The organism is Methylophilus flavus (genome assembly GCF_042678905.1).
Lineage (GTDB): Bacteria > Pseudomonadota > Gammaproteobacteria > Burkholderiales > Methylophilaceae > Methylophilus > Methylophilus flavus.
This window is the reverse complement of sequence record NZ_JBHTLN010000001.1, coordinates 1,990,743-2,010,786: the sequence shown is the minus strand read 5'-3', so window position 1 is coordinate 2,010,786 and position 20,044 is coordinate 1,990,743. Positions and strand designations below refer to the sequence as shown.

General features: G+C 49.8%; 17 protein-coding genes. 13 read left to right on the top strand and 4 right to left on the bottom strand.

Annotated features, from left to right (window positions below; translation table 11 throughout):
* The 3 genes from trpE to rpe form a co-directional block, all read right to left on the bottom strand.
* The gene (gene trpE / locus ACFQ2T_RS09755; RefSeq protein ID WP_379033733.1) at positions 1–1,539 is read right to left on the bottom strand and encodes an anthranilate synthase component I; all 1,539 of its coding nucleotides are present in this window, start codon (positions 1,537–1,539) and stop codon (positions 1–3) included.
* Positions 1,540–1,717: 178 nt separating this feature from the next.
* The gene (locus ACFQ2T_RS09750) at positions 1,718–2,407 is read right to left on the bottom strand and encodes a phosphoglycolate phosphatase (protein WP_379033730.1); all 690 of its coding nucleotides are present in this window, start codon (positions 2,405–2,407) and stop codon (positions 1,718–1,720) included.
* 20 nt (positions 2,408–2,427) lie between these two features.
* Entirely contained in the window at positions 2,428–3,135 is a 708-nt protein-coding gene (gene rpe, locus ACFQ2T_RS09745) for a ribulose-phosphate 3-epimerase (RefSeq protein ID WP_379033727.1), read from the bottom strand.
* Positions 3,136–3,375: 240 nt separating this feature from the next.
* On the opposite strand from rpe, the gene hemA reads away from it, so the two are divergent.
* The 10 genes from hemA (at position 3,376) to ACFQ2T_RS09695 (ending at position 13,959) form a co-directional block, all read left to right on the top strand.
* Positions 3,376–4,635 carry a glutamyl-tRNA reductase gene (gene hemA, locus ACFQ2T_RS09740; protein ID WP_379033725.1) on the top strand — a complete coding sequence of 420 codons (1,260 nt, stop codon included), beginning with the start codon at positions 3,376–3,378 and terminating at the stop codon, positions 4,633–4,635.
* A 77-nt stretch (positions 4,636–4,712) separates the two neighbouring features.
* A complete protein-coding gene (prfA, locus tag ACFQ2T_RS09735; protein WP_379033722.1) occupies positions 4,713–5,795 on the top strand; it encodes a peptide chain release factor 1 in 1,083 nt (360 codons plus the stop codon).
* A gap of 19 nt (positions 5,796–5,814) precedes the next feature.
* A complete protein-coding gene (locus ACFQ2T_RS09730) occupies positions 5,815–7,416 on the top strand; it encodes a tetratricopeptide repeat protein (protein ID WP_379033720.1) in 1,602 nt (533 codons plus the stop codon).
* Between the two features lie 100 nt (positions 7,417–7,516).
* Complete coding sequence (locus ACFQ2T_RS09725) at positions 7,517–8,299, top strand: DNA alkylation repair protein (RefSeq protein WP_379033717.1); 783 nt, start codon at positions 7,517–7,519, stop codon at positions 8,297–8,299.
* Between the two features lie 2 nt (positions 8,300–8,301).
* Positions 8,302–9,150 (top strand): peptide chain release factor N(5)-glutamine methyltransferase, encoded by an 849-nt coding sequence (prmC, locus tag ACFQ2T_RS09720; RefSeq protein ID WP_379033714.1) that lies wholly within the window; start codon positions 8,302–8,304, stop codon positions 9,148–9,150.
* 37 nt (positions 9,151–9,187) lie between these two features.
* Complete coding sequence (locus tag ACFQ2T_RS09715; protein ID WP_379033711.1) at positions 9,188–10,321, top strand: sterol desaturase family protein; 1,134 nt, start codon at positions 9,188–9,190, stop codon at positions 10,319–10,321.
* Between the two features lie 63 nt (positions 10,322–10,384).
* Entirely contained in the window at positions 10,385–11,182 is a 798-nt protein-coding gene (locus ACFQ2T_RS09710) for a TIGR01458 family HAD-type hydrolase (protein ID WP_379033708.1), read from the top strand.
* 53 nt (positions 11,183–11,235) lie between these two features.
* Positions 11,236–12,363 carry a homoserine O-succinyltransferase MetX gene (gene metX / locus ACFQ2T_RS09705; protein ID WP_379033706.1) on the top strand — a complete coding sequence of 376 codons (1,128 nt, stop codon included), beginning with the start codon at positions 11,236–11,238 and terminating at the stop codon, positions 12,361–12,363.
* Entirely contained in the window at positions 12,360–12,968 is a 609-nt protein-coding gene (gene metW / locus ACFQ2T_RS09700) for a methionine biosynthesis protein MetW (protein WP_379033703.1), read from the top strand. The genes metX and metW overlap by 4 nt, the downstream gene beginning before the upstream one ends.
* 304 nt (positions 12,969–13,272) lie before the next feature.
* Positions 13,273–13,959, top strand: a complete 687-nt coding sequence (locus ACFQ2T_RS09695; protein ID WP_379033700.1) for a PEP-CTERM sorting domain-containing protein — start codon at positions 13,273–13,275, stop codon at positions 13,957–13,959.
* A 68-nt stretch (positions 13,960–14,027) separates the two neighbouring features.
* On the opposite strand, the gene ACFQ2T_RS09690 is transcribed toward ACFQ2T_RS09695, so the two are convergent.
* Positions 14,028–15,911: a sigma-54-dependent Fis family transcriptional regulator gene (locus ACFQ2T_RS09690; protein ID WP_379033697.1), complete on the bottom strand. Its 1,884-nt coding sequence runs from the start codon at positions 15,909–15,911 to the stop codon at positions 14,028–14,030.
* A 270-nt stretch (positions 15,912–16,181) separates the two neighbouring features.
* On the opposite strand from ACFQ2T_RS09690, the gene ACFQ2T_RS09685 reads away from it, so the two are divergent.
* The 3 genes from ACFQ2T_RS09685 (at position 16,182) to ACFQ2T_RS09675 (ending at position 19,754) form a co-directional block, all read left to right on the top strand.
* Complete coding sequence (locus ACFQ2T_RS09685; RefSeq protein WP_379033694.1) at positions 16,182–18,050, top strand: methanol/ethanol family PQQ-dependent dehydrogenase; 1,869 nt, start codon at positions 16,182–16,184, stop codon at positions 18,048–18,050.
* A gap of 50 nt (positions 18,051–18,100) precedes the next feature.
* Complete coding sequence (locus tag ACFQ2T_RS09680; RefSeq protein WP_369814166.1) at positions 18,101–18,394, top strand: c-type cytochrome; 294 nt, start codon at positions 18,101–18,103, stop codon at positions 18,392–18,394.
* 115 nt (positions 18,395–18,509) lie between these two features.
* Positions 18,510–19,754, top strand: a complete 1,245-nt coding sequence (locus ACFQ2T_RS09675; protein ID WP_379033691.1) for an AmpG family muropeptide MFS transporter — start codon at positions 18,510–18,512, stop codon at positions 19,752–19,754.
* The last annotated feature ends 290 nt before the right edge of the window (positions 19,755–20,044 follow it).

The window sequence follows — 20,044 nt, the reverse complement described above, 5'->3', positions numbered from 1 at the left end:
TCAGGCTCCTTTTCCTGCGGTTAACTGGGCGGTGGTTTTCAGTCCGGTATTATCCAGTGCGGCGCTATCGAGGCCAGCCTGCACAAGCTCAGCGGCGCGGATGACAGCTTTGGCTTTGTTCTGGGTTTCATCCCATTCGTTTTGCGGAATCGAATCCGCCACGATGCCTGCCCCGGCTTGCACGTAAAGTTTTTTATCTTTAATCACGGCGGTGCGGATGGCGATCGCCACATCCATATCGCCGTTAAATCCTAAGTAACCGACCGCACCAGCGTAAATACCGCGCTTGGATGGCTCGAGTTCTTCAATGATTTCCATGGCGCGTACTTTTGGAGCACCAGATACTGTCCCTGCCGTAAATGTAGCTTTTAGCACATCAATCGCATCCAGACCAGGCTTCAGCTGGCCTTCGACATTGCTGACGATATGCATGACATGTGAGTAACGCTCAATCGTCATATTGTCGGTGACTCTTACTGTTCCCGTCAGCGCGACACGGCCTACATCATTACGGCCCAGGTCCATCAGCTGCACATGTTCGGCACGCTCTTTGGGGTCAGCCAGTAACTCGGCTTCCAGCGCCAGGTCATGATCGCGATTTTTACCGCGTGGTCTGGTACCGGCAATCGGGCGAGAGGTGACTGTCGTGTTATCCAGACGCACCAGGATTTCCGGCGAGGCGCCAACGACGTGATGGTCACCCATATCGTAATAGAACATATATGGGGATGGATTCAGGCTGCGCAATGCGCGGTAAAGGCTGAGCGGCGAAGCGTCAAAATCTTGTGACATACGCTGGCTGAGCACCACCTGCATGATGTCGCCTTCAAGAATATATTGCTGGGCGGTTTTCACTGCGGTCTTGAAATTGTCTTCACCAAACTCTGATAATGCCTGGGTTTTACTGGTAGGCAGCGCCGCCGGGATTTCGACCTGGGCACGCAGTTTTGCCAGCAAGGCCTGCATACGATCACGTGCAGCTTCATAGGCATTCGGCTGAGACGGGTCGGCATAGACAATAAAATACAGCTTGCTGGACAGATTATCGATCACCGCGATTTGTTCAGACACCATTAGCAGGATATCCGGCGTGCCTATCGCGTCCGGCTTTTTCTGCTTGCCCAGGCGCTTTTCAATATATTGGATCGTCTCGTAACCAAAGTAACCGGCCAGGCCACCGGTGAAGCGCGGCAAACCTTCATAGGGCGGCGTTTTAAAGCGGGCCTGGTAGGCTTTGATAAAGTCCAGCGGGTTTTGATCAGTATGCGACTCGATGACTGAGTTGCCTTGAATCACCTGCAACTGCTGGTCGCGTACCTCGATACGCGTAGTCGCAGGCAGGCCGATAATAGAATAACGGCCAAAGCGTTCGCCGCCTTGTACGCTTTCCAGCAGATAGGAGTAGGGTTGGTTAGCCAGCTTGAGATACAGCGACAGCGGCGTATCGAGGTCGGCAAAGGTTTCCATCACCAGCGGGATACGGTTGTACCCTTGCGCCGCCAGCGCGTCGAATTCGGTCTTGCTCAAAGTGCTTAACATGATGCTTTTTCCAGATTGTTCGTTGAGTGTGTCGCTTCATCAGAGGCAACAGATTAGTGCAAATAGCGCGCACCAGCGCTTGCGGGCTGGCCTAGCCCCGCCACGAACGACGCCAGCTTAACACTGGCCAACTGGAAGAATGATGAGCACAAAACATCATGATATTTGAATAGTTTTTTTATCCCCGCTTTAAGAGAGCAGGTAACTCCAGCAAGTCCACCACCTCGGTGAACTGCTGCACCGTGGCATCCACGGTTGCCTTGTCAATCGGGCGACCCTGATTATACCCATAAGGCACGGTGACTACAAAGCATCCTGCTGCCTGCCCTGCCTGGATATCGGTTTCCGAGTCCCCTACCAGTACTGCTTCAGCGGGCAATACGCCTAGTTTTTGGCAAATATGCAACAGCGGCAGCGGATCGGGTTTCTTTTTGGGAAGCGTATCACCTGAGACGACGATTTCAAAAAAATCGGCCAGGCCTGCTTTTTCAAGCAGAGGCCGGGTGAATTTTTCAGGTTTGTTAGTGACGCAGGCCAACAAGAAGCCGTGCGTCTTTAATTGTTGTAGCGCAGATATGACGCCAGAAAACGGCAGACTGTCAGTCGCATTATTCGCGTAAAAATCATGATACAGAGGCTGGGCTTTTTCAAACAGCTCAGCGTCCGGTTCGTCATGCGGATTCCCGGTCAGGCAACGCTTGATCAGGTTTTGCACGCCTTCACCAATATAGGTGCTGATCTGTGCCTGTGGCAGCATGGGCTTGCCTAGTGCCACCAGCATACGATTGGCGGCTTCGGCAATTTGCGGTGCGGTATCAAGCAGGGTGCCGTCCAGATCGAACATCACCAGCTTGACTTGAAACCGCATCACAACAGGCTTTTATTAAATTAAACAGTGGCTAAAGAAGCACGCATCGCCGCAACAACAGTATCGTAACGGTTAGCATCCGATTCGTTAGGCGAACCAAAAATCGCGCTACCTGCCACAAATGTATCTGCACCGGCTTTGGCAATCTCAGCGATATTGTTCGCGTTCACACCGCCATCCACTTCCAGCCAGATCTGGCGACCGGTTTTTTCGTAGTAGGCATCAATACGTGCACGCGCTGCTTTTAATTTGTTCAGCGTTTCCGGAATAAACTTCTGGCCGCCAAAACCCGGGTTCACGGACATCAGCAAAATCATGTCGACTTTATCCATCACGTGGTCCAGGTAATGCAACGGGGTCGCCGGGTTGAATACCAGGCCGGATTTACAGCCGCTGTCACGCACCAGCGCCAGGCTGCGGTCAATGTGGTCAGACGCTTCCGGGTGAAAAGTGATGATGTCGGCACCGGCTTTGGCGAAGTCAGGAATAATGCGGTCTACCGGTTTCACCATCAGGTGCACGTCGATCAATGCGCCGACGTTATGTGACAAATCGCGAATGGCATCGCAAACCAGCGGTCCAATCGTCAGGTTAGGTACATAGTGATTGTCCATTACGTCAAAGTGGACGATGTCGGTACCGGATTTGATCACGTTTTCAATTTCTTCACCTAATTTGGCAAAGTTGGCAGAAAGAATACTGGGGGCAATGCGAAAAGTTTTGTCCATGCTGGTGTTCCGTATCTGAAGTTGAATAAATCTGATGATTTTTATTGTAAAACCAATATTTTAACGCCATTCTGGTTCAATTGCCATTCCACGCCAAATTGACAGGATTCTTGCTTGCTAAGCACTAATGTAAGAAAATGTCGGCACCTTTGCTACGGGCACCAATCGAATCAACCATGAACGACCTGCATGCGTTAGTTTATTTATCTCTTTGCCTGTTCTCAAAGGTAAAATAGCGCTATGCAACTGTTTACCATTGGTGTGAACCACACCACCGCACCTATCGCTATCCGCGAAAACGTTGCGTTCAACAACGAAAGCCTGCCGCATGCGCTGGAAGACCTGACGCGCCACAACGTGTCTGAAGTTGCCATCCTCTCCACCTGCAACCGCACTGAAATCTATGTGCAGTCTATACGGCCAGAAACCGTCATCGACTGGCTGGCCAATTACCACAAGTTGGAAGCTCAGCAGCTGATGCCTTATACCTATACCTTGAGTAGTCACGAAGCGGTCAAACATGCTTTCCGTGTTGCCAGCGGCCTGGATAGTATGGTGCTGGGCGAGGCGCAGATCCTCGGGCAGTTCAAGCAGTCGGTAAAAATCGCGCAGGATGTTGGTACGTTGGGCACCATGTTGCACAAATTGTTCCAGCGTACGTTTGAAGTAGCGAAAGAAGTGCGCACCAATACCGATATCGGCGGCAGCTCCATTTCAATGGCAGCGGCTGCTGTCAAACTGGCGCAACGGATTTTTGGTGATTTGAGCGCGCAAAGCGTGCTGTTTATCGGCGCCGGTGAAATGATTGAGCTATGTGCCGATCATTTTGCCGCACAAAAACCGAAAAAAATCACCGTTGCCAATCGCACCCTGGAACGCGGCGAACAGCTGGCAGAAAAAATCCGCAGTCAGGGCCTGAACATGCAGGCCATTCTGCTGAATGACCTGCCTGAACGTTTTCACGAATTTGATATTGTGATCACCAGCACCGCCAGCCAGTTGCCTATGGTCGGCCTGGGTATGGTTGAACGCGCCATCAAGCTGCGTAAACACCGGCCGATGTTTATGGTCGACCTGGCCGTTCCACGCGATATCGAGCCAGAAGTGTCGGCCCTGGATGACGTATTCCTGTATACGGTAGACGACCTGGCGCAAGTTGTTTCCGAAGGTATAGGCAATCGTCAGGAAGCGGCAGTGAATGCCGAACTGATCGTCAACGCCCGTGTTGAGCACTTTATGCAGTGGCTCAAACAGCGTGAAGCCGTGCCGACGATTAAAGCCCTGCGTGACCAGATAGATGCCGTAAGGCAAGCCGAGCTGGAAAAAGCGCTCAAGCTGCTGCAAAAAGGCGAGTCTGCTGACAAGGTGCTTGAGGTACTCAGTAACGCCCTGACCAATAAATTTCTGCATGGCCCCAGCCATGCACTTAACAACAGCAATGGTGACGCACATGCGCACCTTGAGCATCTGGTAAAGCAGCTGTTCCAGCTGAAAGATTAATTTAATTAAGCATGACCCAGGCTGGCTGTGAGTGAATCACATATGCATCCGCCACATTTGAATTTTAGGCAAAACCCATGAAACCAAGTATGTTGCAAAAGCTCGCTAACTTAAGCGAGCGCCTCGAAGAAATCAACCGCCTGCTGAGTAGCGAAGGCGTGACTGACAATATGGATAATTACCGTAAGATCATGCAGGAGCATACGGAAATCACGCCTATTGTTGAGCAGTACCACATCTATGTACAAACCGAATCCGACCTGAAAGAGGCGCATGCCATGCTTTCAGACCCGGAGATGAAGGAGTTTGCACAGGAGGAAATCGAAAGTGGCAAGCAGCGTCTGGAAGAAGTGGAATTAGCGTTACAGAAACTGTTGCTGCCCAAAGACCCCAATGATGATAAGAGCATTTTCCTGGAAGTACGCGCCGGTACTGGCGGCGATGAATCCGGCCTGTTTGCCGGTGATCTGTTCCGCATGTATTCCCGCTATGCCGACCGCCAGGGCTGGAAAGTGGAAATCGTCTCTGCCAATGAAGGGGAAGTCGGTGGCTACAAAGAGATCATCGCCAAAATCAATGGTTATGGGGCCTACTCAAAACTCAAATTCGAGTCTGGCGGTCATCGCGTACAACGCGTGCCAGACACTGAAACCCAGGGTCGCATCCATACCTCTGCCTGTACGGTAGCAATTTTGCCTGAGGTAGAAGAAGTCGGTGATGTGGAAATCAACCCGGCCGATATCCGTATCGATACTTTCCGTGCCAGCGGTGCCGGTGGTCAGCATATCAACAAAACCGATTCTGCCGTGCGCATTACCCATGCACCTACCGGCATTGTCGTCGAATGTCAGGATGGCCGCAGCCAGCACGCCAATAAGGCACAAGCGATGCAGGTGCTGGCGGCACGCATCAAAGCCAAACAGGTAGATGAGCAGCAAAGCAAGATCGCCTCGGAACGCCGCAACCTGATTGGTTCCGGTGACCGCTCGGAACGTATCCGTACCTACAATTACCCACAAGGCCGTATCACCGACCACCGCATCAACCTGACCTTGTACAAGATTGAAGCAATTACCGAAGGCGATATGGATGAGCTGATAGGCGCACTTTCAAATGAGTATCAGGCTGATTTGCTGGCTAGCCTGGGCGAAGATAATTAAATGAGCAAATAGAGGAAATATGAAAATTACATTTTGTTGTTTCGTAATTTTGATAACTCTTTCCTCTCATACTTTGGCTGAAGCTGGGGATGCGGAAGAGCGCCTAAAATATGAAACCTTTAAGGCGAAAACTGAAATAAGTCTGGAGTCTTTGAAATCCGTTAAATCACAAGATTTAATGCAGCTTCAAGCTCAGATTGATTACCAAAAAAATCTAATTGAGCAAATCAACAACCAAGCCAATTCTTTAAATAACAATATTGCAATTGGGAGCGTTATGATCACGGTACTCGTATCGCTCATTGGGTTTTTCTCTTACAGAAATGCGAAAACTGATGCTCAACTTGTGGCAAAACAGGAAGCCCAATATATTACTCAACAAGAAGTAAAAAACTGGTTTGATAGAAACACAAAAGACCTGAACACCGAAATTGATGAATTAAAATTAAAACTAAGAAACTTTGAAGATGAAGCCAATAATACAGCCATAGAAACTAAAGAGCTAATGGCTGATCACTTAACGGAACTATTAGATAGATCAATTTCTGAAAGTGATAATTACTCTAACAAGGCCCCTGATACAACTAAATCTCAATTAGCACAACATAGTTCTGCTGTGCCTGTATATCAGGAGTTTGTATTAATTAAACAGCTGGAAGATCCCCAAGCAGCAATCGAAAATTATAATAATCAACGTAAGGAATTAGGTTCTGAACTGCCTGAAATGCAGTCAAATATATTACTTGCTCAAATTAAAAAAGGGGATGCTCAACGCCAGCTTAATAAACCTAAAGAAGCAGTGGCTACTTACAGTAACTTAATAAAGCAATTCGGAAACACCGAGAATCATTTTTTTAAAGAATTAATTGCGCGTGCTTATGTTAACAAAGGCGATACCCAACATCAGTCGCTTAATCAGCCTAAAGCTGCGATCATAACTTACGACACGTTAATTCAAAAGTTTGGCGACTCTAATTTACCAGACATGCATGCGCAAATAGCACGTGCGTATGTTAACAAAGGATTTACGCAGGGACAGTCTCTGGATCAACCTGAAGTTGCAGTTGCAACTTGGAATGCTTTGATTCAAAAACTTGAAAAATCTTTACATCCTGTTGTTCAAGCACATGTTGCACATGCTTATCTCAATCGAGGGTTTATTCAAGAGCAAGTTCTGAGTCAACCTGAAGCTGAACTTGAAACTTACAATCATTTAATTCAGAAATTTGCAGGTTCTAAATATCGAATTGTGCAGGCTAAAGTAGCGATAGCTTATGATGGTTTAGGATTTAAAAATCTTTTGTTAGCAAAACAAGCTTGGAAGATTAGGTCACAACGTGAAAGGCTCTTAAAAATTGCCATTTATAACTTTGAAAAAGCCGTTGAGCTTTGCGACGAAGTGGAACGGCCAATGATTTTAAGTAATATCGCCTACAGTAATTGGTTGCTGGGAATAAAAACAGATACAAAAAAACAGTTAGCTGAAGCTTTTGCATTGAACGGAAAAAGAATACGCCAATTTACGTTAGAGAATTTAGAAATGCATTCAGTTAGCCCGGACGAGTCTTTTAAAGACTTGTTAAATACAGTTTTTAGGCAAACTGTTGATCAAAATGTTTGATATCCATCAAATGACACCAGTTTCTGGTATAAGCGACTTTAATTTTCGAATTCCAAATGCGCCACGCAGTATCCAAAAAGATCAGCCAATCAAATTTATATTGGATAGCGAAGCAATCGATTGCCTGGCCCATAACATTGCGCTGGTGCATTCCGGTTTCGATTCTTCTGCGTTTAAAGAGTTAGCGCTCAACAACATTGCACCACTTGGTTTTATGGACCGTTCAGCGCATATTGCCACAGCGCTGAAGGCGACATTACCTGTCAAATTTTCTGATGCGACAGAAGTATTAATTAGTACGCTGACGCTACCAAATTTACATACAGAGCGCCTGGGGCTTAGCGTATTTTTCTATCTGCCGCATACGCGTTTTGTGGCGGAATATGGCCGCGATGCTCTGCACAATGCCGGTGAAGACCCGTTTGACGCAGCCATGCTTGCACAGTATGAACTGACTCGCCGCTTCACCGCAGAATTTTCCATCCGCCCGTTCCTGATTCATGACTTTGACCGCACGCTCAAGCAGCTCACGCAATGGCTGGATGACCCTGACCCGCATGTGCGTCGCTTGTGTTCGGAAGGCACCCGCGCGCGTTTGCCGTGGGGAGCACGCATTCCGCAATTGATCAAGGACCCGACGCCGACTCTGTCTATCCTCGATGCACTGAAAAGTGACCCTAGCCTGTACGTGCGGCGCAGTGTGGCAAATCATGTGGGCGACATTGCCAAAGACCATCCCGAGATTGCCTTTGACCTGTGCGACCGCTGGTTAAGTAATGCCGATAAAGAACTGAAATGGGTGATTCGCCACGCGGTGCGTCATCCGGCAAAACAGGGCAATGCCACAGCGATTGCCTTGCGCAAAGCCGCCGGGGGCAGATAGCCATGTCACAAACGGTGCAACAGTTGCTGCAAACTGCGAGGCAACAGCTGGCGCAACTGGTGCCTGCCAGCGAAGCATCCATAGAAGCGCAGATATTGCTGATGCATACACTGGATGTGAACCGTGCATGGTTACTTGCGCATGCCACGGATGTTGTGCCTGAAAAGTCCACACAGGACTTCACGCATTTATTGCAGCGCCGTTTACAAGGCGAACCGATCGCCTATATTCTTGGCTACCGTGAATTTTTTGGCCTTAAACTCGCCGTCACCTCCGATACGCTGATTCCACGGCCGGATACTGAAACCTTGGTCGAAGCTGCCTTGCAAAAAATAATGCAACCATTGCAAATACTGGATTTAGGCACAGGCACCGGCGCTATTGCGCTAGCGCTCGCGTGGCATGCACCTCAATCGCAGGTGACAGCCGTCGACGCTTCAGAGGGCGCCTTAAGGGTGGCTGAAAAAAATAGACATTGCTTGCAGCTTGATAACGTCACATTGCTGCATAGCCACTGGTTTTCTGCGCTTGCCAACCAGGCATTCGACCTGATCGTCAGCAACCCGCCGTATATTGAAGCTGCCGATCAGCACTTAAGCCAAGGCGACTTACGTTTTGAGCCGCTCTCTGCATTGGCTGCGGGCGAAGATGGCCTGGCGGATATACGGCAGATCATCACGCAAGCGCCTGGCCATTTAAATGATGGCGGATGGCTGATGCTGGAACATGGTTACAACCAGGCAGAGGCTGTACAAAATCTTTATCAAATAGCCGGGTTTGAGCATATTCAAACTTTGCGCGATTTAGGCGACAATCCAAGGGTCACGCTGGCGCAGTGGTTGGTAATTTAAAATACCAGGCGTCACCAATAATAAAAAAGGGGGAATCATGATTCAAAAACTACGTCTGGCGATACGCAATGATCTGGAATCGCCGGAGGAATTAAGGCGTTTTGGTTCGGGCTGGTTAAGTGGGGTGGCCGCGCTGGTGCTTGGCATTGCCGGCCTATGTTTGCTACTTGGCGAGCGCTTGCAAGGGGTGTTCTCTACCCAGATGCTGGCGCCTTTATATGCATTGCCACAATTCACATGGATTATTCAGGGCTTGTTAGTCGTCAGTTTTGTGCTGGCTTGCACTAACCTGGTCTTGCGCAGGAATCGCATCCTGGGTTTTAGCGCTATCCTGCTGGTGCTGGTCACCATGACCATAGCGCAAACGCTGGCTGCGCAAGCCGCACGTACCAGCAATCTGGCACTTAGCCTGGACTGGTTTGTGCTGAATATACTGCTGACCGGCTTCCTGTTTATTCCCCTGGAAAAACTGTTTGGTCGCTTGACCCAACAGGCTTTATTCAGGGATGAATGGCGTGAGGATCTGTTTTATTTTTTAATCAGCAGTGTATTTGTGCAAACGCTGACGCTGTTTACGCTGGCACCGTCGATGACAGTGCTGCATTACACCGGTGACTGGGCAACGTTTAGAGCTGCCATTGCCAGCCAGCCGCTCTGGCTGCAAGTGATTGAAATCATGTTTCTCACGGATTTTGTCCAGTACTGGTTCCACCGCGCGTTTCATCAGCTGCCGTTTTTATGGGGGTTTCATGCTGTACATCACTCTGCTAAAAAGATGGACTGGCTGGCCGGTTCACGCATGCATATTGTTGAAATCGTCGGTTTACGCAGCATGACAGTGATCCCTATGTATGTGCTGGGCTTTGCCGAGAGCGCATTACATATTTATATTTTGCTGGTGTATCTCAATGCCACCTTTGTGCATGCCAACGTGCGCTTTAATGTCGAATGGCTGAAACCGTTCATTGTCACGCCACGTTTTCACCACTGGCATCATGGCATTGAAAAGGAAGCGATTGACGTGAATTTCGCGATTCACTTCCCCTTATTCGACAAGCTGTTCGGCACGTATTACATGCCAAAAAATCAATGGCCAAGTGGTTATGGCATCGGCGGACACCCGGTGCCGAACGGCTACTGGAAACAGTTTCTGTATCCGTTTAAAAAGTAACACTGCGCTGTGCACGATTCTTGCTGCTACAGTTCTATTCGATTGCAGCAAGAAAGGCCGTGTATGTTTAATTTCAACTCCATAAAAGCTGTCCTGTTTGATCTGGATGGTGTCTTGTATATCGGCAACCAGCTGATTCCCGGTGCACTGGCGTCTGTGGCCCAGTTACGTAAAGCTGGCATTGCCGTGCGTTTTGTCACCAACACCAGCACCCTATCGTTAGATTCTTTGCAAGACAAACTGAACCGGCTTGGCTTTAATACAGTGCCTGAAGAAATCATGAGTGCACCACAAGCGACCATACAGCACTTAAATAGACAGCCCAACCCGGTGTGCAAGTTACTTTTGGCTGAAGATGTGAAAAAAGATTTTGCCTGCTTTGACCAATCCGACACCGCTGCCAATTACGTGGTGATTGGTGATATTGGCGACCAATGGTCTTATGAATTACTCAATGAAGTTTTTCACTGCCTGGTGAATGGCGCGCAACTGATCGCCATCCATAAAAACCGTTTCTGGCAGACCGAAACCGGACTGCAAATGGATATCGGCGCATTCGTCACCGGCCTGGAATATGCCAGCAATACCAAAGCCATGCTCATGGGTAAACCTTCTCGGCATTTTTTCAATATCGCGGTGGATGCATTACGCCTGAAGCCTTCCGAAGTGATGATGGTGGGAGACGATATTGATGCCGATGTCGGGGGTGCGCAGGATGCCGGGTTACATGGTGTGCTGGTGAAAACCGGCAAATACCGGGAAACCTACACGCGCCTGTCTGCCGTCGATCCGGATGCAGTGATCAACTCGGTGGCAGACCTGCCAGCCTTGCTTGGCTGCCTGTCAGCCGCACCGCAATAAAAGCAAAGACGCGCTGACTCGCCGTGAGGCATGCCACATAGTATAATCGCGGCATGTCTGAATCGAATTCCGTTGGTATTGTTAAAGCGCAGGTAGCGCATTTCAACAAACCACTCACCTTGCAAAGCGGCGCTGTGTTACCGCAATACCATCTTGCCTATGAAACCTACGGCGAGCTCAATGCAACCAAATCCAATGCCGTGCTGATCTGTCACGCCTTATCGGGCAACCACCATGTGGCTGGCCGTTATTCAGAAGATGACAAATACCCAGGCTGGTGGGATAACCTGATTGGCCCCGGCAGGCCGCTGGATACAAACAAGTTTTTCGTGATTGGCCTGAATAACCTGGGCGGCTGTCATGGCAGTAGCGGTCCATCGAGTGTTGACCCGCTGACTGACCGGCCATATAGCGCTACCTTTCCGGTGGTGACAGTGGAAGACTGGGTTGAATCACAGGCGCGACTGATGGATTACCTTGGGATCGAACAGCTGGCTGCAGTGATCGGCGGCAGTCTGGGTGGGATGCAGGCCCTGCAATGGAATATTGCTTACCCTGAGCGCTTACGCCATGCATTTGTGATTGCTTCTGCGCCGAATTTAACCGCTCAAAACATGGCTTTTAATGAAGTCGCGCGCCAGGCGATTATTACCGACCCTGAATTTTACGAAGGCGATTATTACAACCATGGCACCGTGCCGCGCCGAGGATTGCGCATTGCCCGTATGCTGGGTCATATCACTTACCTTTCCGATGATGTGATGGGCGAAAAATTTGGCCGCAAACTGCGTCATGGCGAGCTCAAATACAGTTTTGATGTTGAGTTTGAAATGGAATCCTACCTGCGTTACCAGGGCGATAAATTCGCCGGTGAGTTTGATGCCAACACTTATTTGCGCATGACACGCGCTTTGGATTATTTTGATCCAGCTCTGGCTTACGGCGGCGATTTGAGCCAGGCGCTCAGCAAAGCAGAAGCCAAATTTATCGTGATTTCGTTCACTACCGACTGGCGCTTTTCTCCAGGTCGCTCGCGGGAAATCGTACAGGCATTGCTCGATAACGCGTTGCCGGTCAAATATGCCGAGGTTACTTCAGCACATGGGCATGACGCATTTTTGATGCCTGACCCGCATTACCACGACATCATGCGTGCTTATTTAGAGCAGGTCAAAGTATGAAAAATGTAGATATTACAAATATTCGCCCAGACTTTGCATTAATAACAAATTGGGTGCGTTCAAAAACCAAGGTGCTTGACCTTGGTTGCGGCGATGGCACTTTGCTGACCCATCTGCATGAAACGCTGGACACTACCGGTTATGGTGTGGAAAAAGACGATGCTAATTGGCTGGAAGCGCTCAAGAATGGCGTCGATGTGATCCAGATGAACCTGGAAGACGGTTTATCCGGTTTTGAAGACCAGTCATTTGATACCGTAATTCTGTCGCAGACTTTGCAAGCCATGCACAACACGGAAACCATTGTTGAAGAAATGTTGCGCGTTGGCCGTGAAGCGATTGTTACCTTCCCCAACTTTGGTTACTGGCGTAACCGCCTGCAGATAGTAACCGGCAAAATGCCGGTATCCAAGACCCTGCCTTACCAGTGGTATGACACGCCGAATGTGCATTTATGTACGATTCACGATTTTGATGAATTTTGCACCAATCATCAGATACAAGTGATTGAACGTAAAGTCATTACGGGTGGTCAAGATGTGCATATGTTGCCCAACCTGATGGGTAACCTGGCCATGTACCGACTGAAAAGCGCTGGCAGCTAACGTACTTTCTATCCAATTCAAGGCGTTACCATACGCCTCAAAACCCATCAGGAACTAGGCCCTGCAGCATTGCAGGTACTTGCCTGATGCTATTCCGCATCAATTTTTACCCGAGTTTAATTTCCCAGAATAACAACAACCATTGACTTCAATGTTTTATCCAATCATAATGATAATCATTCCCATTACTATCTGGTAGCGGGGATACATGGTAAAGACGTTTGTGAGTAACGCGGCCAGTTAACAATTCTGGCACTTATTAAAGATGCCAGTCATTAATAATTACTCAAAGGAAGTTAGTAAAATGAAAGCTAAATATCTCAGCATCGTTATCGGTGCAAGCCTGTTCGCAATCGCTGGTCTGGCACAAGCGAACACCACCTACAGCAGCTTTGTTGACGTTGCAAACTCTGTGTCTTTTGACGGCTGGAACCAGCTGAACCGCAACCGCGTGGATGATAACGGTGCTGCGAATCCATTGACTGCTGCCCAACTGGCCGCAGGTACAGCAGGTAACGTTGCCGGTTCTGGCGATGCATTGCTGACACAGGTTACCGGCAGCTATTATCCGGCCGGTTTTGGTCTTTACGGTGACGGCAACCTGACCTTCACTGACAATACCGTTTCAAACAACATCGGTTCACTGGTATTCCAGGGCATCGTCAATGACTTCAATGCTTCATTCGGTGGTGAAGCTTATACCATTACGCTAAGTTACAACGGCGGTAACCAGGCCATTGCAGGGTCATTGATCAACTTCGTGAGTACCGGCACTGTTGATGATTATTATCGTTACTCCTGGGACCTGAGCGGTGTTTCTTCACCGATCACTTCTTACACTTTGAGTTTCAGCGCTGGTTTCTCACAAGCTTTGGCTTTCCAGGTGGACCAGGTCGCATCTGCATCTGCTGTGCCGGAAGCTGACAGCTATGCCATGATGATGCTGGGTCTGGGTGTAATGGGTGCAGTGGTACGTCGTCGCGGCAAATAATAGCTAAAATAAAGCCATGAAAAAAAGCCCCGGCAATGCGCTGGGGCTTTTACATTGCTGCTCGTTGATTAAGTTAAATGCAATATCTTCAAACGGCGATACAGCGTATTTCTGCTCATGCCTAACTGGCGTGCAACGGCGGACACATTGCCAGCGTGTTGCTGCATGGCAGAACGTATGGTTTCGTCCGATTGCGCTTTTAGAGTCAGTGCCGGGCGAACAGCCTGGTCTCTACCAGAGACTTCAAGCTCATCGAGGAAATCCTGCGTCAGATGTGGCAAGCCAATCATTGCGCCATCTGCCAGCGCGATTGCCGTACGCAATACATTATGCAGTTGCCGCACGTTGCCGGGCCATGGGTGGCGCGCAAACAATGCCATCACTTCTGCGCTGATTTCAGTTTGCGGTGATTGCTCAACCTGTAAAATCAAACTGATCAGACGCTGCAGATCCTGGCGCTGGTGTAAAGATGGTAACTGCACTGCCAGGCCATTAATGCGGTAATACAGATCACTGCGGAATTCACCGGCAGCCACTTTCTCTTTCAATTTTTGGTTGGTAGCACTGATCAGCATAAAGTTAACCGGGATCGACTTGCTTGAGCCTAACGGCGTCACACAGCGTTCCTGCAACACGCGTAGTAACCTTGCCTGCAATGACAGTGGCATATCGCCAATTTCATCCAGGAACAATGTGCCGCCATCAGCTTGCTGGATCTTGCCGTGGTTGCCTTTGCGTTTGGCGCCGGTGTAAGCGCCTTCTTCATAGCCAAACAATTCGGCTTCAATCAAACCTTCGGGCAGTGCGGCGCAATTGACCGCTACAAAGGGCTGGTCACGACGGTTGCTGGCATCGTGAATGGCACGGGAAAACAGTTCTTTACCAGCCCCGGTGTTGCCCAGCACCAGCACGGGAATATCGCGGTTTAATACCTGTTTGACCTGGGTGATCGCCTGTTTCAGTTGCGGGTCGCCGGTATCCAGCATTTCCAGGCTGGCGGCTGATTCTCGGGCTTGCGAAACAATGGGCTGCGCACGTGAAGGATTTTGTACGGATGCGCGTGCGAACAGGCGGGCGCCGTTACGCAATTGCAGAGGGAAAAGCAGGTCACTGCCCTGGCAACGCTGTTTGAATGCTGCCCAGGACTCATCAAACACATCAGCAAAGGGCACACGTCGATTGGCCAGCACATCTTCATCCAGCGGTAATCCGAACTGGAACTGGCCACTGCGGTTAATTGCGCGTAACTGGCCATCGCTATCAAATAATGCCAGGCCTTCCCACAGCGTACCGATAAACTCAGGCCGCGCATGAAAATGCACGCCGATTTCGCCTTGGGCAGTGGCATGGAACAAGCGATTCTCCACCATTTGCGCTGCCATTTTGACCAGCGCCAAGGTGTGCTGCTGTGGCTGGTTCAAGTCATTCGACACATCCAGGGTAGCCACCAGCTGGTTATTCGCAGCAAAGATCGGCACCGCAGAGCAACTCAGCGAATGGTGGTAAGCCATGAAGTGTTCGGCACCCTGCACACTGATAGGTGCGCGTTCGACCAGGGCTGTGCCTATCGCGTTGGTCCCTCTATGCTCTTCGCTCCATGAGGCGCCGGGTAAAAGGGATGAGCGGATATCGCCTTGCTCCACGCCTTCCCCCATGGTGCGCAAAATCACGCCATCGCTATCCGTCAGGATCACCAGGCTGCGCGTATGCGCGATTTGCCCGCTGAGGGTCAGCATTTCCGGCTCGGCATGCGTCAGCAGCAAACGGTTTTTCTCCAGCCGTTGTGTTAATTCCTGTGCCGTAATGATCTGGTCATGCGCGGGCGCCTGCTCATCCACGCCCTTGACCATGCAGCGCCGCCAGGAGCGTTCAATCGCTTCGGCAATCGCCAATTGATCATCACGCATGGCGGGCAATGATGTTTGCGAGGAGGCTGGAGAAAACTTGGACATGACTGCTTGCACACCTGTATCACATGAATTGAACAACTGTACCAATCTGACACAACCCTGAACAGTTTTCACCGTTGCATTACCCTGTGTCACCACTGATACCAATAAATAACCGTTTGATTTTAATTCATTTTTTTCATTCACCCAAATAAAACACACTGTTGGCACAGGCGTTGCAATCATTGCCCTGCGGGTAGCAAAAGAAGCATTTGTTTACTTGCGTGCAAATCACTTATTCCAGCTTCAGACACACCATTTTTGGAGGTATGTATGCAACACCAAATCAAGCTTGCCATCACTGCAATGATGCTAGCCGGCATGAGCACCAGCGCATTGGCCAATGCAGAGCTGGACGCTTTAATGAAGGACGATAACCAGTGGGCGATGGCACGTAAAGACTACGCCAACCAGGGTTACAGCAAACTGTCACAAATCAACAAAGGCAATGTCAAAAACGTCAAACTGGCCTGGTCATTCGCCACCGGCGTTAACCGCGGTCACGAAGGTGCGCCATTGGTCATCGGTAATACCATGTACATCCATACCGCATTCCCGAACAACGTGTATGCGCTGGACCTGGACGACAACCAGAAGATCCGCTGGTCTTACTTTCCCAAACAGGACCCGGATGTGCAATCGGTATTGTGCTGCGATAACGTAAACAAAGGCCTGGGCTACGGTGACGGCAAGATTTTCCTGCAGCAGAATAATGGTGTGCTGGTGGCTTTGGATGCCAAAACCGGTGCCAAAATCTGGGATGTAAAAGTCAACGACCCAAAAACAGGCGCGGCCAATACCAACGTTCCTCACGTATTTAAAGACAAAGTGGTGACTGGCTGTTCAGGTGGCGAGTTCGGCGTACGTTGCCATATCTCCGCCTACAGCATCAAGGATGGCAGCCTGCTATGGAAAGCCTACAGCACCGGACCGGATAGCGAAATGCTGATTGGCAAAGACTTTAACAAAGAGAATCCGCATTACAGCGCACTGTCTGTCTACCAGGATGTAAACGGCGGCAACAAAGAGGGCGGTTCTTTCAAGCCTCTGGATAAATCGCAACTGAAATACCCCGAAGCTGACCTCGGCGTACGCACCTGGCATAAACCGCAGCAGCAAAAAGATGGCTGGCAGAATGGCGGCGGCCCGACCTGGGGCTGGTACTCATACGACCCAAAACTGAACCTGATGTATTACGGTACCGGCAATCCAGGCACATGGAACCCGGACGTACGCCCTGGCGACAACAAATGGTCGATGACGATTTTCGCGCGTGATCTGGACACCGGCATGGCGCGCTGGGCCTACCAGATGACCCCGCACGACGAGTGGGATTATGACGGTATGAACGAAATCATCCTGTGGGAAGCCAATGGCAAACAACTGGCGTCGCACTTTGACCGTAACGGCTTTGGCTATACCTTTGACCGCACCAACGGCAGCCTGCTGGTGGCGGAAAAAATGCATCCGTTCGTAAACTGGGCCAGCAAGATTGACCTGAAAACCGGTATTCCAGTAAAAGATGCCAAGTATTCCACACACCAGGATTACAACGCCAAAGGTATTTGTCCATCAGCCCTGGGCGTGAAAGATGAACAACCGGCAGCTTACTCACCGAAGAACAAAATGTTTTACGTGCCACTGAACCATGTATGTATGACATACGAGCCGGTTGAATCAAAATATGTGGCCGGCCAGCCATGGGTAGGCGCTACCTTGACCATGTTTGCCGGGCCGGACGGTGTGATGGGCGGCTTTATGGCGTGGGATGCGCTGAAAGGTAAAGCGCAGTGGTACAACAAAGAGAAGTTCTCTGCCTGGGGTGGTGCGCTGGTGACTTCAACTGACCTGGTGTTTTACGGGACGTTGGACCGCTGGGTAAAAGCACTGGATGCCAAAACCGGTAAAGAACTGTGGAAGTTCCAGGTGGGTTCCGGTGTGGTTGGCAACATGATCACTTACGGTCACAAAGGCAAGCAATATGTAGGCGTATTGTCAGGGATTGGCGGCTGGGCTGGAGTTGCGATGAACCTGGGTCTGACCAATGAAACCGATGGCTTGGGGGCTGCCGGTGGCTACAAAGAGCTGACCAAGTACAACGCGGCACCTGGTGGTGGCGCAATGAACGTGTTCAGCCTGTAATACATTTTTCAAGGAATGACTCTATGAATTTATTCATTAAAAGCCTGGCAATGACTACCCTGTTGGGGATGACAGCTTCTGTCATGGCAGGTAGTAATGCCGAAGCACTGGCGCAAAAAAGTAATTGTCTGATGTGCCACAGTGTGGATAAAAAAATCCTGGGACCAGCCTATAAGGATGTTGCCGCCAAATACAAAGGCGACAAATCTGCGGAGGCAAAATTGATCCAGAAAGTAAAAGCCGGCGGCAGTGGCGCGTGGGGTGATATGCCCATGCCGCCTAACAGCCCGCAGGTAAAGGACGAAGATATTAAAACCTTGGTCCAGTGGATACTCAGTCTGTAGGGCTTTTCCACAAAGAATTGTTTGACCATTTGATCTCCGAGTGTGCCAACCCGCAAGGGTTGGCTTTTTTTTGCCTGGCGAATGTCTGCCAGACAAAAGCGATTACAATGCGGACATGACCATCGCACAAACCCTGTTTACACGCCGCATGCTGATGTGTGTGGCGCTTGGCTTCAGCTCCGGCCTACCTCTTTACCTTTTACTGCAGTTATTACCCGCCTGGCTACGCAGCGAAGGGCTCAATTTAAAAACCATTGCCGCGTTCGCATTTATGCAACTGCCGTATACCTGGAAATTTCTATGGGCACCGTTGATGGACCGCTATACATTACTGGCAAGCCTGGGCCGCAGACGTAGCTGGATACTGTTCACCCAATTTGCATTGTTGGGCTCCATCATTGCACTTGGCTCGTTTCAACCAGCATTTGATATCACCGCGGTTGCATTACTGGCTACACTGGTCGCTTTATTCTCCGCCAGCCAGGATATTGTGATTGATGCCTACCGACGCGAAATACTGAGCGACGAAGAATTGGGTTTGGGTAACAGTATTCATGTGAATGCCTACCGTATCGCCGGATTAGTCCCTGGCTCACTGGCATTAATCCTGGCCGACCATATGGCCTGGTCGCAAGTGTTTCTGATTGTGGGTTTATTTATGCTACCCGGCATAGGCTTTACCCTGTGGTCACAAGAACCAGTGGCCGCCAGCATGCCAAAAACATTGCTGGCTTCCGTGGTCGAACCCTTCAAGGAATTTATCCATCGCAGTGGCTGGCAATATGCAGTCTGGGTATTGCTGTTTATCCTGCTGTATAAACTGGGGGACAGCATGGCGACTGCGCTGGCGACACCTTTCTACATTGATATGGGCTTCAGTAAAACCGATATTGGCGCAATAGCCAAAGGTAGCGGCCTGGTCATGCAGATTGCCGGCGCATTTGTCGGTGGCTTATGGATGCTCAAAATAGGCATTAATCGTGGCTTATGGGTATTTGGTGTGATACAGGCATTATCTATTCTGGGTTTTGCATGGCTGGCACAAAGTGGACCGTTCACTGAAATCGGCGCTGCCGAGCGCAGCATGCTGGCGTTTGTAATCGGTGCCGAAGCGTTTGGCATCGGCTTGGGAACAGCGGCTTATGTGGCTTATATGGCACGTGAAACCAATCCGGCGTATACCGCGACGCAACTGGCATTATTTACCAGCTTGTCAGCCGTACCGCGATCGGTATTCAATGCACTAACGGGCGGGATGGTGGAGAGTCTTGGCTGGGAGCAATTTTTTTATGCGTGTACGTTGCTGACTATACCGGGGATGGTGTTGTTGTTTAAGGTAGCGCCGTGGCGGGAGCGTTAAAGCAGATACTTGCTGTATCAGGTCGTCATATGATGTAGGGAGTAGCAGCGGTTTCTAAGTCACTGCTTTTAACCCTGCGGAACGGTTTGCTTAATGGTGGGTACTACACCAGTCCGTCATTTCGGCGGAGGCCGGAATCCAGGCAGGATGATTTTTAGCTTGGTTACAATCGTAGAACGAGAGCGGCACTTACTGTAAATACTCGTGGATATTTCTTCGAATCTTGATAAACGTTCTTTTTCGCCTCTAGGCGAGTGACTTTTCTTTGCTTGCCCAAAGAATAAGTAACC

Bases quoted from the DNA above. Each gene is read 5' to 3' on its own strand.
- trpE (WP_379033733.1), bottom strand. From the start codon at position 1,539: ATGTTAAGCACTTTGAGCAAGACCGAATTCGACGCGCTGGCGGCGCAA.
- ACFQ2T_RS09750 (WP_379033730.1), bottom strand. From the start codon at position 2,407: ATGCGGTTTCAAGTCAAGCTGGTGATGTTCGATCTGGACGGCACCCTG.
- rpe (WP_379033727.1), bottom strand. From the start codon at position 3,135: ATGGACAAAACTTTTCGCATTGCCCCCAGTATTCTTTCTGCCAACTTT.
- hemA (WP_379033725.1), top strand. From the start codon at position 3,376: ATGCAACTGTTTACCATTGGTGTGAACCACACCACCGCACCTATCGCT.
- prfA (WP_379033722.1), top strand. From the start codon at position 4,713: ATGAAACCAAGTATGTTGCAAAAGCTCGCTAACTTAAGCGAGCGCCTC.
- ACFQ2T_RS09730 (WP_379033720.1), top strand. From the start codon at position 5,815: ATGAAAATTACATTTTGTTGTTTCGTAATTTTGATAACTCTTTCCTCT.
- prmC (WP_379033714.1), top strand. From the start codon at position 8,302: ATGTCACAAACGGTGCAACAGTTGCTGCAAACTGCGAGGCAACAGCTG.
- ACFQ2T_RS09715 (WP_379033711.1), top strand. From the start codon at position 9,188: ATGATTCAAAAACTACGTCTGGCGATACGCAATGATCTGGAATCGCCG.
- ACFQ2T_RS09710 (WP_379033708.1), top strand. From the start codon at position 10,385: ATGTTTAATTTCAACTCCATAAAAGCTGTCCTGTTTGATCTGGATGGT.
- metX (WP_379033706.1), top strand. From the start codon at position 11,236: ATGTCTGAATCGAATTCCGTTGGTATTGTTAAAGCGCAGGTAGCGCAT.
- metW (WP_379033703.1), top strand. From the start codon at position 12,360: ATGAAAAATGTAGATATTACAAATATTCGCCCAGACTTTGCATTAATA.
- ACFQ2T_RS09695 (WP_379033700.1), top strand. From the start codon at position 13,273: ATGAAAGCTAAATATCTCAGCATCGTTATCGGTGCAAGCCTGTTCGCA.
- ACFQ2T_RS09690 (WP_379033697.1), bottom strand. From the start codon at position 15,911: ATGTCCAAGTTTTCTCCAGCCTCCTCGCAAACATCATTGCCCGCCATG.
- ACFQ2T_RS09685 (WP_379033694.1), top strand. From the start codon at position 16,182: ATGCAACACCAAATCAAGCTTGCCATCACTGCAATGATGCTAGCCGGC.
- ACFQ2T_RS09680 (WP_369814166.1), top strand. From the start codon at position 18,101: ATGACTACCCTGTTGGGGATGACAGCTTCTGTCATGGCAGGTAGTAAT.
- ACFQ2T_RS09675 (WP_379033691.1), top strand. From the start codon at position 18,510: ATGACCATCGCACAAACCCTGTTTACACGCCGCATGCTGATGTGTGTG.